General features: G+C 61.1%; 9 protein-coding genes and 1 pseudogene. 7 read left to right on the top strand and 3 right to left on the bottom strand.

From position 1 onward, the window contains the following. Positions 1-127 precede the first annotated feature (127 nt). Positions 128-1930: an acyl-CoA dehydrogenase gene (locus tag K1X80_RS03205; protein WP_198791934.1), complete on the top strand. Its 1803-nt coding sequence runs from the start codon at positions 128-130 to the stop codon at positions 1928-1930. Here K1X80_RS03205 and K1X80_RS03200 read toward each other — a convergent pair whose 3' ends face one another. Both K1X80_RS03200 and K1X80_RS03195 read right to left on the bottom strand, forming a co-directional pair. After that, positions 1931-2224 (bottom strand): cell division protein ZapA, encoded by a 294-nt coding sequence (locus tag K1X80_RS03200; protein ID WP_057437293.1) that lies wholly within the window; start codon positions 2222-2224, stop codon positions 1931-1933. Then, entirely contained in the window at positions 2221-2451 is a 231-nt protein-coding gene (locus K1X80_RS03195) for a hypothetical protein (RefSeq protein ID WP_029299225.1), read from the bottom strand. The genes K1X80_RS03200 and K1X80_RS03195 overlap by 4 nt, the downstream gene beginning before the upstream one ends. 275 nt (positions 2452-2726) lie before the next feature. Between K1X80_RS03195 and K1X80_RS28460 the strand changes: the two are divergent. The 6 genes and pseudogenes from K1X80_RS28460 to trxC all read left to right on the top strand — a co-directional run. Then, positions 2727-3449, top strand: a pseudogene (locus K1X80_RS28460) (MCP four helix bundle domain-containing protein); the annotation flags it as partial. Between the two features lie 30 nt (positions 3450-3479). After that, entirely contained in the window at positions 3480-4352 is an 873-nt protein-coding gene (locus K1X80_RS28455) for a methyl-accepting chemotaxis protein (RefSeq protein WP_408980322.1), read from the top strand. 159 nt (positions 4353-4511) lie between these two features. Continuing rightward, a complete protein-coding gene (locus K1X80_RS03185) occupies positions 4512-6254 on the top strand; it encodes a potassium/proton antiporter (RefSeq protein WP_057958104.1) in 1743 nt (580 codons plus the stop codon). A 70-nt stretch (positions 6255-6324) separates the two neighbouring features. After that, positions 6325-9663, top strand: a complete 3339-nt coding sequence (gene mscK, locus K1X80_RS03180; protein ID WP_120731346.1) for a mechanosensitive channel MscK — start codon at positions 6325-6327, stop codon at positions 9661-9663. Positions 9664-9711: 48 nt separating this feature from the next. Then, on the top strand, positions 9712-11175 hold the full coding sequence (gene selO / locus K1X80_RS03175; RefSeq protein WP_057958102.1) for a protein adenylyltransferase SelO: 1464 nt from the start codon (positions 9712-9714) through the stop codon (positions 11173-11175). A 276-nt stretch (positions 11176-11451) separates the two neighbouring features. Continuing rightward, positions 11452-11886 (top strand): thioredoxin TrxC, encoded by a 435-nt coding sequence (trxC, locus tag K1X80_RS03170; RefSeq protein ID WP_057958101.1) that lies wholly within the window; start codon positions 11452-11454, stop codon positions 11884-11886. A gap of 96 nt (positions 11887-11982) precedes the next feature. Here the strand turns inward: trxC and K1X80_RS03165 are convergent, their stop codons facing one another. Next, positions 11983-12753, bottom strand: a complete 771-nt coding sequence (locus tag K1X80_RS03165; protein ID WP_057958100.1) for a ParA family protein — start codon at positions 12751-12753, stop codon at positions 11983-11985. Between the last annotated feature and the right edge of the window lie 292 nt (positions 12754-13045).

Below are 13045 nucleotides of genomic sequence, written 5' to 3'. Positions count from 1 at the left end.
AGCGTGGGAACGATCTTGTACATTCATCCTGCCTTTGTTTTGCTGCTCCATCACCCAGATCAATCTTGCTATCGCGCCTCTATTCGCGCACTTAGACTGCGGCCTATTCCCAAATAGGTAAGCCGCCATGTCCGAGACGCTCCTCAGTTCCCGCAATCTGGCTTTCGAGCTGTATGAAGTCCTCGATGCCGAGGGCCTGACCCAGCGCGAGCGGTTTGCCGAACACACTCGCGAAACCTTCGATGCCGCCATCGGCACCGCCCGCCACATCGCCGAAAAGTACTTCGCCCCCCACAACCGCAAGGGCGACGAGAACGAACCGCGCTACGAAGATGGCCAGGCGATCCTGATCCCGGAAGTGAAACCTGCCGTGGATGCCTTCCTCGAAGCCGGCTTTCTCAATGCGGCGCGCAGTTTTGAAGCCGGTGGCATGCAACTGCCGACGCTGCTGTCCCAGGCCTGTTTTGCGCACTTTCAGTCAGCCAATGCGGCTTCCACCTCGTACCCGTTCCTGACCATGGGCGCGGCCAACCTGATCGAGAGTTTTGGCACCGAGGAGCAGAAGCAACGCTTTCTGCAACCGATGATCGAGGGCCGCTTCTTCGGCACCATGGCCTTGACCGAACCCCATGCCGGCTCGTCGCTGTCGGATATCCGCACCCGCGCCGAGCCGGCGGCGAATGGCACCTACCGCCTCAAGGGCAACAAGATCTTTATCTCCGGTGGCGATCACCCGCTGTCGGAAAACATCGTGCACATGGTCTTGGCCAAACTGCCGGACGCGCCCGCCGGGGTGAAGGGCATTTCGCTGTTTATCGTGCCCAAGTTCCTGGTCAACGACGACGGCAGCCTGGGCCCGCGCAATGATGTGCTGCTGGCCGGGCTGTTCCACAAGATGGGCTGGCGCGGCACCACCTCCACCGCGCTGAACTTCGGCGATAACGGCGAGTGTGTCGGCTATCTGGTGGGCAAGCCGCACCAGGGTCTGGCCTGTATGTTCCAGATGATGAACGAGGCGCGGATTGGGGTCGGCATGGGTGCGGTGATGCTCGGTTATGCCGGTTACCTGTACTCCCTGGAATACGCCCGGGAACGCCCGCAAGGCCGCCTGCCCGACAGCAAAGATCCGAACACCGCGCCGGTGTCGATCATCCAGCACGCTGATATCAAGCGCATGTTGCTTACGCAAAAAGCCTATGTAGAAGGCGCCTTCGACCTGGGCCTATATGCCGCGCGCCTGTTCGATGACACCACCACCCTGGACAGCGAAACCGGGCGCAGGCAGGCCCATGAGTTGCTGGACCTGCTGACCCCGATCGTCAAATCCTGGCCCTCGGAGTTCTGCCTGAAGGCCAACGAGCTGGCGATCCAGATTCTCGGCGGCCACGGCTACACCCGCGAATACCCGGTGGAGCAGTACTACCGCGACAACCGCCTGAACCCGATCCACGAAGGCACCCATGGCATCCAGTCCCTGGACCTGCTGGGACGCAAGCTTGCGCAAAATGGCGGTTCGGGCCTGAAGCAGTTGATTCGCCTGATCGCCGAGACCGGCGCACGGGCCCAGCAATACCCGTCACTCACGGCCATGCGCGAACCACTGGAGCAGTTGGTGGCGCGCCTGCAAAGCGTGACCCTGGGGCTGTTGACGGATCTCGCCCAAGGCAAGGTCAACAGCAGCCTGGCGAACTCGGCGCTGTACCTGAAAGTGTTTGGGCATACGGTGATTGGCTGGCGCTGGCTGGAACAGGCGATCCGCGCCGAAGAAGGGCTGGCCAGGGGGAATGCGACGGATGTGACTTTCTATAAAGGCAAGCTGCAAGCGGCCCGGTACTTCCTGACGTGGGAAGTACCGGGCTGCCATCATGAACTGTCGATCCTGCAGGCGCGGGACGATACGTGCCTGGCCATGCAGGATGAATGGTTCTGATCAGGGCTGGCCGATGGCCTTGGCAATCACGTCGACCGTGGCGCTGACTTGCTCTTGGTAACGGTCGAGTTCCTGCTGGTGACGCTGCTGCATGTCGATCTGTTCGGCACATAGATTCAGCGCCGCCAGCACCAGCAGCTTGTCGCCGATCAGAGTCGGGTACTTCTGCTTGGTGGTTGCCAGGGACGCCTTGAGCAGGGTCACGGCCTTGAGCAGGGTGCTGTCTTCCCCATCCGGGGCCTTGATCGAGTAATCCTCACCGAGAATCGAAACGACCTTTATCCCTTCACTCATGCGCTGACAGGACCTGCGCTCACACGCTCAACCAACGCCTGGATACGGGCTGCGGTGGCGCCCTGCTTTTCTTCCTGCTCCATCAGGTTCAGTTGCAAGCTGTCGTTCTCATCCTTGGCGCGGGCCAGCTCGGCCTTGAGGGATTCGTTGGTGCCCAGCAGAGCTTGATTCTGCTGCACCAGGTCACTGACCAGTTGTTCCAGTTGGCTGAGGGATGTTTCTAACATTTTGAATTCTCGGGCTTTTTCAAAGGGCGGTGACGATAAAGAAAATTCACCGTGGAAGCCAGGGTTATCCTGGCGCGCAGCCCCGATTTCACGGGTCAGGCCACGCTGTGGAGCCTTAGTGACTGCATTTACGCCATCTGGTTCCTGAATCCATTCCAATCCGCGCAGGATGCGACAAAAACGCGCACCCCCTCAAGACTTTAGTCGTACGTCCGATAGGTCATGCTTACCCCGCCTCAAAGCCGCACGGATCGCGCCTCTCCCAGGACCACTGCATGTCTCTTCGTAATATGAATATCGCGCCGCGCGCGTTTCTCGGCTTCGCGTGCATTGGTGCGCTGATGTTGTTTCTCGGTGTTTTTGCGCTGAATCAGATGGGCAAGATCCGGGGTGCCACCGAAGACATCACCCTGAGCAGCGTGCCGAGCATTCGCGCCCTCGACGACTTCACCCAACTGACCCTGCGCCTGCGTGTGTTGTCCTACCGCCTACTGACCAACCGCGAGCCGGAGGTGCAACAAAAGACCCTGGAAGCCTTTGAACTGCGTAACCAGCAGATTCGGACAGCCCAGAGCGTGTATGAAAAGCTGATCGACAGCCGCGAGGAACGCTCGGCCTACGACGATTATGTGCGCCTGCTGGGCCAGTACCGGCAGATCGAAGAGCGGATGAAGAGCCTGTCGCGCAACAATCAGATCGAAGAGCTGCGCACCTTGCTCAACACCGAACTGCTGAGCAACTCCGAGGCAGTCAACGCGGTCCTGACGCGTCTGCTGGACATCAACAATTCGATGGCCAACGACAGCAACCAGAAAGCCGCCGAGCAATATGATTCGGCCTTCGAGCTGGTGGTCGCCCTGCTGGTGCTGGCCACGGCGCTGACCATGCTATTTGCCTGGCTGCTGACCCGCAGCATCACCCTGCCCATCGCCCAGGCCCTGGACGCGGCCGAGAAGATTGCCGAGGGCAACCTGACCCAGCCGATCAAGGTCGATGGCGATGACGAAGCCGGCCGCCTGTTGCGCGCGATGAATAAAATGCAGGAGAAATTGCGCGACACCCTGCAGCGCATTTCCGGCTCGGCCACCCAACTGGCCTCGGCTGCCGAAGAACTGAACGCCGTCACCGATGAAAGCGCCCGTGGCCTGACCCAACAGAACAACGAGATCGAGCAGGCGGCCACCGCCGTCAACGAGATGACCAGCGCCGTCGAAGAAGTGGCGCGCAATGCCGTCAGCACTTCCGAAGCCTCGAAAAACGCCACCGCCTCGGCCGGCGATGGCCGCGACCTGGTGCAGGAAACCGTCAGCGCGATTGAGCGCATGAGCGGCGATGTGCAGGGCACCGCCACGCTGATCGGCGCCCTGGCCGAAGAGTCGCGGGATATCGGCAAGGTATTGGATGTGATTCGCGGCCTGGCCGACCAGACCAACCTGCTGGCCCTGAACGCCGCCATCGAAGCCGCGCGCGCCGGGGAAGCCGGGCGCGGGTTTGCCGTGGTTGCCGATGAAGTACGGGCCCTGGCCCATCGTACCCAGCAATCGACCAGTGAAATCGAGCGGATGATCGGCAGTATCCAGGCCGGCACCGAACAGGCAGTGGATTCGATGCGCAACAGCACCGAGCGCGCCGAATCGACGCTCAATATCGCCAAAGGCGCGGGGATGTCCCTGGATACCATCAATAGCGCAATTATCGAGATCAACGAGCGCAACCTGGTGATCGCCAGCGCCGCAGAAGAGCAGGCGCAGGTCGCGCGGGAAGTGGACCGCAACCTGGTGAACATCCGCGACTTGTCGGTGCAGTCGGCCACCGGCGCCAGCCAGACCAGTGCGGCGAGCAGTGAGTTGTCGCGCCTGGCGGTGGATTTGAATGGGATGGTGGGTAGATTCCGTCTCTAACAGACACTGCATCATAAATGTGGGGGCTTGCCTGCTCCCACATTGGTTCTGCGTAAACCTGAAAAGCTTTTTGACAGCGCAGCAATTCAACAGGTTAGAATCGCTGGCACGCAGACTGCATGGTCAGTCTGCGCCCGCCTTATTTTCGGAGTACTGCCTTTGAATGCGACGACCATCAACAGCCTGTTCTTGATCGGCGCGTTGCTGGTAGGTGCGAGCATTCTGGTGAGTTCTCTTTCGTCCCGCCTGGGGATCCCGATCCTGGTGATCATCCTGGCCGTGGGCATGCTGGCCGGCGTCGATGGCGGCGGGATCATTTTCGATAACTACCCAACCGCTTACCTGGTGGGCAACCTGGCATTGGCAGTGATCCTGCTCGATGGCGGCTTGCGGACCCGGGTCGCGAGTTTTCGCGTGGCACTGTGGCCAGCCCTGTCGCTGGCGACCGTGGGGGTGTTGATAACCACCGGCCTCACCGGTATGGCGGCGGCCTGGCTGTTCGACCTCAATATCATCCAGGGCCTGCTGATCGGCGCCATCGTCGGCTCCACCGATGCCGCCGCCGTGTTCTCGCTGCTGGGCGGCAAGGGCCTGAACGAACGGGTCAGTGCCAGCCTGGAAATCGAATCCGGCAGCAACGACCCGATGGCGGTGTTCCTCACCGTGACCCTGATCGACATGCTTGCCAGCGGCCAGACCGGCTTGCACTGGAGCCTGTTGACCCACCTGATCCGCGAGTTCGGCATCGGCGGCATTATCGGCCTGGGCGGCGGCTGGTTGATGCTGCAACTGGTCAACCGGATCAACCTGGCCAACGGTCTGTATCCGATCCTGGTGATCGCCGGCGGCCTGTTCGTCTTCGCCCTGACCAATGCCTTGCACGGCAGCGGCTTCCTCGCCGTGTACCTGTGCGGCCTGGTGATCGGCAACCGCCCGGTACGCAGCCGCCACGGCATCCTGCATATGCTCGACGGCATGGCCTGGCTGGCGCAGATCGGCATGTTCCTGGTGCTGGGCCTGCTGGTCACGCCCCATGACCTGCTGCCCATCGCCCTGCCGGCCCTGGGCCTGGCACTGTGGATGATCCTGTTTGCGCGGCCGCTGTCGGTGGCCGTCGGCCTGCTGCCGTTCAAGGCCTTCCATGGCCGCGAAAAAGTGTTTATCGCCTGGGTCGGCCTGCGCGGCGCGGTGCCGATCATTCTCGCGGTGTTCCCGTTGATGGCCGGCCTGCCCCACGCCCAGCTGTATTTCAACCTGGCGTTCTTTATTGTGCTGGTGTCGTTGCTGGTGCAAGGCACCAGCCTGCCGTGGGTCGCCAAACTCTTGAAAGTGACGGTACCACCCGAGCCTGCGCCGATTTCCCGGGCAGCCCTGGAAGTGCACGTCACCAGCGAGTGGGAGCTGTTCGTCTACCGCCTGGGGGCGGAGAAATGGTGCATCGGCGCGGCCCTGCGCGAGCTGAAAATGCCCGAAGGCACACGGATCGCCGCGCTGTTTCGTGGCCAGCAACTGCTCCATCCGTCGGGTAGTACGGTGCTGGAAGCCGATGACCTGCTGTGCGTGATCGGCCATGAACACAACCTCGCCGCCCTCGGCAAGCTGTTCAGCCAGGCACCACAACGGGGCCTGGACCTGCGCTTCTTCGGCGACTTCGTGCTGGAGGGCGACGCCCAGCTGGGCGCGGTTTCGGCGCTGTACGGGCTCAAGCTCGACGGCATCGACCCGGACATGCCACTGAGCAGCTTTATTACCCAGAAAGTCGGTGGCGCCCCGGTTGTCGGCGACCAGGTGGAGTGGAACAACACCATTTGGACGGTTGCCGTGATGGACGGGAACAAGATCGGCAAAGTCGGCGTCAGATTCCCCGAAGGAAGTCGCCCGGGGCCCGGATTCTTCCTCTAAACTGCGGGGCGACGATGCGCCAGTGGCCATCAGCACGCCCCCTATTCTTCATCTTGTTCGATCGGTCTCTATGACATTCCTGCGCACTTTTTTAGCCACTGCCCTGCTCGGTCTGACCCTCTGCGTCAGCCCCGTGTATGCCGCCGCCCCGCCAAGCATCGAGAGCGTGCAACAGACCCTGGACAAGCTGCCTGACCGCAAACTGCCCGACGCCGACATGAAGGCGCTGCAAAATGTGTTGCAGCAGACCCTGACCCTGCTGGGCAACAAGCAGGATTACGAGCAACGCCTGACTGACCTCAAGCGTCAGCTCGAAGGCGCGCCCCGCCAGACCACGGAAAACTCCCGTGAACTGGCCCGCCTCAAAAGCACCAAAGTGGTGCCTGTGGCCCAGCGCTACGCCAGCCTGCCGGTGCCCCAGCTCGAACAACTGCTGGTGCAGCGCAGCACCCAGCAGGGCGACCTGCAAAAGGAGTTGGCCGACGCCAACAGCCTGAGCATCGCCGCCCAGACCCGCCCCGAGCGCGCCCAGACCGAAATCAGCAAGAGCCAGACGCGCATCCAGCAGATCAATGGCATCCTCAAGGCCGGCAAGGACAATGGCAAACCCCTCAACGGCGACCAGCGCAACCTGCTGAATGCCGAACTGGCGGCGCTCAATGCCTTGATCCCGCTGCGCCGCCAGGAGCTGGCGGGCAACAGCCAGTTGCAAGACCTGGGCAACAGCCAGCATGACCTGGCGGTGGAAAAAACCACGCGCCTGGAGCAGGAAATCCAGGACCTGCAAACCCTGATCAACCAGAAACGCCTGGCCCAGTCCCAGGAAACCGTGACTCAGCAGTCCATCGAAGCGCAGAAGGCCGGCGGCAGCAGCCTGCTGACCACGGAAAGCGCGGCCAACCTGAAACTGTCCGACTACCTGCTCAGAAGCACCGACCGGCTCAACGAGCTGACCCAAGAGAACCTGAAAACCAAGCAGTTGCTGGACAGCATGACCCAGAGCGATTCGGCCCTGGACGAGCAGATCAACGTGCTCAAGGGCAGCCTGCTGCTGTCGAAAATTCTCTATCAACAGAAACAGGCCTTGCCGCGCCTGAAGGTCGACCGGGATCTGGCGGACGATATCGCCAACATTCGCCTGTACCAGTTCGAGGTCAACCAGCAGCGCGAACTGATCAACTCGCCGAGTGCCTACGTCGATAACTTGCTGGCCAACCAGCCCGAAGACCAGGTCACCCCGCAATTGCGCCGCACCCTGCTGGAACTGGCCGTGACCCGCAGCGACCTGCTCGAGCGCCTGAGCCGGGAACTGAGCGCACTGCTCAACGAATCCATCACCCTGCAACTGAACCAGAAACAGCTGCTCAGCACCGCCGCCAGCCTGCGCGCGACCCTCGACGAACAGATGTTCTGGATCCCCAGCAACAAACCGCTGGACGTCGAATGGCTGGAAGCCGTGCCCACCCGCCTGGAAAAACAGGTCAACACCCTGCCCTGGGCCTCCAGCCTCAGCGAACTGTATGACGGCCTGACCCAGCGCCCGCTGCTGTTCTTGCCCCTGCTGCTGTTGATCGGCGCCCTGCTATGGCGACGTAACAACCTGTACGAGCGGCTGAAAAAAATCCATATGGATATCGGTCACTTCAAACGTGACAGCCAGTGGCACACCCCGATCGCCATTCTGGTGAATATCCTGCTGGCCTTGCCGGTGACCCTCGGCCTGGCGCTGTGTGGCTACGCCCTGCAAATCGATGCCCGTGGGCAGAACGCCAATCTGGGCATGGCCCTGGTACAAATCGCCCAGGCGTGGTTGGTGTTCTACACCGCCTATCGCATCCTGGCGCCGGGCGGTGTGGCCGAACTGCATTTCCGCTGGGAAAAACCCCAGGTCGAATTCCTCCAGGGCTGGATCCGCAAACTGGGGCTGGTGGTGTTGGCGCTGGTGGCCGTGGTGTCCATCGCCGAACATCAGCCGGCGGCCCTGGCCAACGATGTGCTGGGGATCGCTGTGGTCCTGACCTGCTACGGGCTGATGGCCTGGCTGCTCAGTCGCCTGTTGCTCAATAGCCCTACCCATGAAAAGGCCTCGCTGTTTCGCAAGGTGGTCGGCGTGGCGTTTACCGCGCTGCCCATCGCGCTGTTTATTGCCGTGTGTTTTGGCTACTACTACACCGCGCTCAAACTCAGCGACCGCCTGATCAACACCCTGTACCTGCTGATGTTCTGGCTGGTGATCGAAGCCACCTTCGTCCGTGGCCTGGGTGTGGCCGCACGGCGCCTGGCCTACTCCCGGGCACTGGCCAAGCGCCAGGCGGCCAAGGAAGCCGGCGACGGCGAAGTGGTGATCGAGGAACCGACCCTGGATATCGAGCAGGTCAACGAGCAGTCCATGCGCCTGATTCGCCTGGCCTTGCTCGGCGGCTTTATCGCGGCGCTGTACTGGGTCTGGTCAGACCTGATCTCGGTGTTCTCCTACCTGGACAACATCACCCTCTACGAGTACACCAGCGGCACCGGCGCCAATATCAGCATGGTGCCCATCAGCATCGGCGACATGCTCGGCGCACTGATCATCATCGGCATCACCTTCGCCCTGGCGCGCAACCTGCCGGGCCTGCTGGAAGTGCTGGTGCTGTCCAAACTCGACCTGGCCCAGGGCAGTGCCTATGCCACCACCACCTTGCTGTCGTATGTGATTGCCGGTGTGGGCTTTGTGTCGACCCTGTCGACCCTCGGGGTCAGCTGGGACAAGTTGCAATGGCTGGTGGCCGCGCTGTCGGTGGGCCTGGGTTTCGGCATGCAGGAGATCTTCGCCAACTTTATCTCCGGCATCATGATCCTGTTCGAGCGCCCGGTGCGCATCGGCGACACCATTACCATCGGCAACCTGTCGGGGACGGTGAGCAAGATCCGCATCCGCGCCACCACCATCACCGACTTCGACCGCAAGGACATCATTGTCCCGAACAAAACCTTTATCACCGGGCAGTTGATCAACTGGTCGCTGACCGACACCATCACCCGGGTGACCCTCAAGCTTGGCGTGGACTACGGCTCCGATCTGGACCTGGTGAAGGAATTGTTGCTCAAGGCCGCCAGGGATAACCCACGGGTACTGAAAGACCCGGAACCCCTTGTGTACTTCCTGAACTTCGGCGAAAGCACCCTCGACCACGAATTGCGCATGCATGTACGCGATCTGGGCGACCGCAACCCGGTGATTGATGAGGTCAACCGCTTTATCAACCGTGAGTTCAAGAAGCAGAGCATCAACATTTCGTTCCGTCAGATGGAGATTTACCTGAAAAACCTGCACGGCCAGGAATACAAGCTGGTGGAAGTCGAACCCGTGAGCAAGCCGGCGAATGACGGCTCGCCACAACCCACACCGCCGGCCAAACTCGACTAACCGCGCTATCCCCAGCAGAATGCTCGGACATTCTGCTGGAGATGGCCGGTGAAAGCCCTCGACGACCTGACCTTCGACAACCGCTTCGCCCGCCTGGGCGATGGTTTCTCAACCCACGTATTGCCCGAGCCCATCGACGAGCCACGGCTGGTGGTGGCGAGCAACGCCGCCATGGCCCTGCTGGACCTCGACCCGGCCGTGGCCGACACGCCGGTGTTCGCCGAACTGTTCGGCGGCCACACGCTGTGGGCCGAGGCCGAACCGCGGGCGATGGTCTATTCCGGGCATCAGTTTGGCTCTTACAACCCGCAACTGGGGGACGGCCGCGGCTTGCTGCTGGGCGAGGTGTATAACGCGGCGGGCGAGCACTGGGACTTGCACCTCAAGGGCGCCGGGCAAACGCCTTACTCGCGCATGGGCGATGGCCGCGCGGTGCTGCGTTCGTCGATCCGCGAGTTTCTCGCCTCCGAAGCCTTGCACGCCCTGGGCATCCCCAGCAGCCGCGCCCTGTGCGTGATCGGCTCCGACACCCCGGTATGGCGCGAGAAGCAGGAACGCGCGGCCATGGTGCTGCGCCTGGCGCCGAGCCATATCCGCTTTGGGCACTTCGAATACTTCTACTACACCCAGAAAACCGAGCTGCACCAACAACTGGCCGAGCATGTGCTGAAGCTGCACTTTGCCCAATGCCAGGAGCAACCCGAGCCCTACCTGGCAATGTTCCGCGAGATCGTCGAGCGCAATGCCGAGCTGATCGCCAAGTGGCAGGCCTACGGGTTTTGCCATGGGGTGATGAACACCGACAATATGTCGATCCTGGGGATTACCTTCGACTTCGGGCCGTTTGCCTTCCTCGATGACTTCGACGCCCACTTCATCTGCAACCACTCCGATCACGAAGGCCGCTATTCCTTCAGCAACCAGGTGCCCATCGGCCAGTGGAACCTCAGCGCCCTGGCCCAGGCGCTGACGCCATACATCAGCGTTGAAGCCCTGCGCGAGACCCTGGGCCTGTACCTGCCGCTGTACCAGGCCCATTACCTGGACCTGATGCGCCGCCGCCTGGGCCTGACCACCGCCGAGGACGATGACCAGAAACTGGTGGAGCGCCTGCTGCAACTGATGCAGAACAGTGGCGTGGACTACACCTTGTTTTTCCGCCATCTGGGCGACGAATCCGCCGCACTGGCCGTGGCGCGCCTGCGTGATGACTTTGTCGACCGCGCGGGCTTCGATGCCTGGGCCGACGAGTACAAGGCCCGGGTTGAGCGCGACGGTACTGGCAGCGAGGCAGAACGCCGCGAGCGCATGCACGCGGTCAACCCGCTGTATATCCTGCGCAACTACCTGGCACAAAACGCCATCACCGCCGCCGAGTCAGGCGACTACAGTGAAGTGCGAAGACTGCATGAGGTGTTGAGCACGCCATTTGAAGAACAGCCGGGGATGGAACAGTACGCGCAGCGGCCGCCCGATTGGGGCAAGCATTTGGAGATCAGTTGCTCGTCCTAACCCTGCTCAATGAATACGCTCATTTCCGGTCATTCCTTCCACTTGCCGTTATCGCATCTTGCTATGAGCGTTAGTCCCGGGATCAAATTATCGCAGTATGCGATAAGCGCTCAGCAGACCAGTGGTGGTATCTCATACCTGCGTAGGCAGCCTGGATACGCCGTCAAACATGTGCACAGGCAAAAATGTGAGCCCGTGCGTCGCTACCGCCTAACCTTGATAATCTTGGCCCTGGCTCCAAATAGTGTTCATTGGCAACGTCAACGGAACCCCATCATGTCCGATTCTCTTGTAATCCCCTGCCCACACTGCAACGGCCTCAACCGCATCCCCCACGAACGCCTGGGCGATGCCCCGAAGTGCGGGCGCTGCAAGCAGCCGATGTTGCTGAGCAAACCGTTTGAATTGAACCAGGGCGATTATTCCAGCCAGATCAAGGGCGATTTACCGCTACTGGTGGACGTGTGGGCCGCGTGGTGCGGGCCGTGCAAGGCGTTTGCGCCGGTGTTTGAACAGGCCGCCGGGCAGTTGGCCGGCAAGTGCCGGCTGGCCAAGCTCGATAGCGAGGCCAACCAGCAGCTTTCGGCACAATTGGGGATTCGCTCGATTCCCAGCCTGATCCTATTCAAGAACGGCCGGGAAGTAGCGCGCCAGAGCGGGGCGTTTCCGTTACCGCAACTGATGAGCTGGTTGCGTAGCCAAGGGGTGTAACCCCAGATGACAGTGGGTCAGTTGATGCCTCTGCAAGCTGGCCCCCCCTGATCGCAGGCAAGCCAGCTCCCACATTGAGCGTGTTCACTCTTCAGATCAGGCGTTTTCCAGCAAGTTATGCAGCTCCACAAACTGCAGGGTCAGTTTGTGGCGCGGGTCCAGGTGGATCAGCGGTTTGCTTTCCTGATGGGACTCGCGCATGCGCACCGAGCTGGCCAGGTACACCGGCAGCACCGGCAGGCCTTCGGCAATCAACTCGTCCAGCATCTTCTGCGGCAGGCTCGCGCGGGCCTGGAACTGGTTGACCACGATGCCTTCCACTTCGAGGCCTTCGTTGTGGTCCTCCTTGAGTTCTTCGATTTCCGCCAGCAGGCCATACAGCGCCTGCCGTGAGAAGCTGTCGCAGTCGAAAGGGATCAACACACGATCAGCGGCGATCAGCGCCGAAACCGCATAGAAGTTCAGGGCCGGCGGCGTATCCAGGTAAATCCGGTCGTAATCCTCGGACAATTCATCCAACAGCTTTCGCAACTTGTTGATCTTGTGCTTGGCCTCGAGCTTGGGCTGCAGGTCCGCCAGCTCTGCGGTGGCAGTGATGACATGCAGGTTGTCGAAGGGGGTTTCGTAGATATCCACCTGGTTTTTCTTCGAAAACGGCCCGGAAGACAGGGTCTGCTTGAAGAAGTCGGCAATACCCATGGGAATATCGTCGCCCGTCAGCCCCGTCAGGTACTGGGTCGAGTTGGCCTGGGCATCGAGGTCCACCAACAGGGTTCGATAGCCTTCACTGGCACTGACCGCCGCCAGGTTGCAGGCGATGCTGGATTTGCCAACGCCGCCTTTTTGATTGAACACCACGCGCCGCATGGAAAAACCTCCGTGTATCAATGAATGCCCGAGTGTAGAGGGCAAAAGCGCCCGCTCGCTACCTTGATCAAGCTTGTACTACAGCATCTGGGGATGGATCCCGCATAACTATCTCGTAACACGCCAACCAATACAGAGTTACCTGACACCAGACACCCGTAGCCATTGGCGGACAATCACTGATCCTTTTTCGCCGACTTTGTAATATCTCGTGAACAATTCTTTACCAAAGTTTGCTAGAACCCCACAGCACCGGGATAATGCGCGCCACTCGGCCATCGCGCCATGTCCC

The organism is Pseudomonas sp. So3.2b (genome assembly GCF_019464415.1).
In the GTDB taxonomy this organism is placed as follows: Bacteria; Pseudomonadota; Gammaproteobacteria; order Pseudomonadales; family Pseudomonadaceae; genus Aquipseudomonas; species Aquipseudomonas shahriarae.
This window is presented reverse-complemented; position numbering and strand designations above follow the sequence as displayed.

Bases quoted from the DNA above. Each gene is read 5' to 3' on its own strand.
- K1X80_RS03200 (WP_057437293.1), bottom strand. From the start codon at position 2,224: ATGAGTGAAGGGATAAAGGTCGTTTCGATTCTCGGTGAGGATTACTCG.
- mscK (WP_120731346.1), top strand. From the start codon at position 6,325: ATGACATTCCTGCGCACTTTTTTAGCCACTGCCCTGCTCGGTCTGACC.
- K1X80_RS03195 (WP_029299225.1), bottom strand. From the start codon at position 2,451: ATGTTAGAAACATCCCTCAGCCAACTGGAACAACTGGTCAGTGACCTG.
- trxC (WP_057958101.1), top strand. From the start codon at position 11,452: ATGTCCGATTCTCTTGTAATCCCCTGCCCACACTGCAACGGCCTCAAC.
- K1X80_RS28455 (WP_408980322.1), top strand. From the start codon at position 3,480: ATGAATAAAATGCAGGAGAAATTGCGCGACACCCTGCAGCGCATTTCC.
- K1X80_RS03165 (WP_057958100.1), bottom strand. From the start codon at position 12,753: ATGCGGCGCGTGGTGTTCAATCAAAAAGGCGGCGTTGGCAAATCCAGC.
- K1X80_RS03205 (WP_198791934.1), top strand. From the start codon at position 128: ATGTCCGAGACGCTCCTCAGTTCCCGCAATCTGGCTTTCGAGCTGTAT.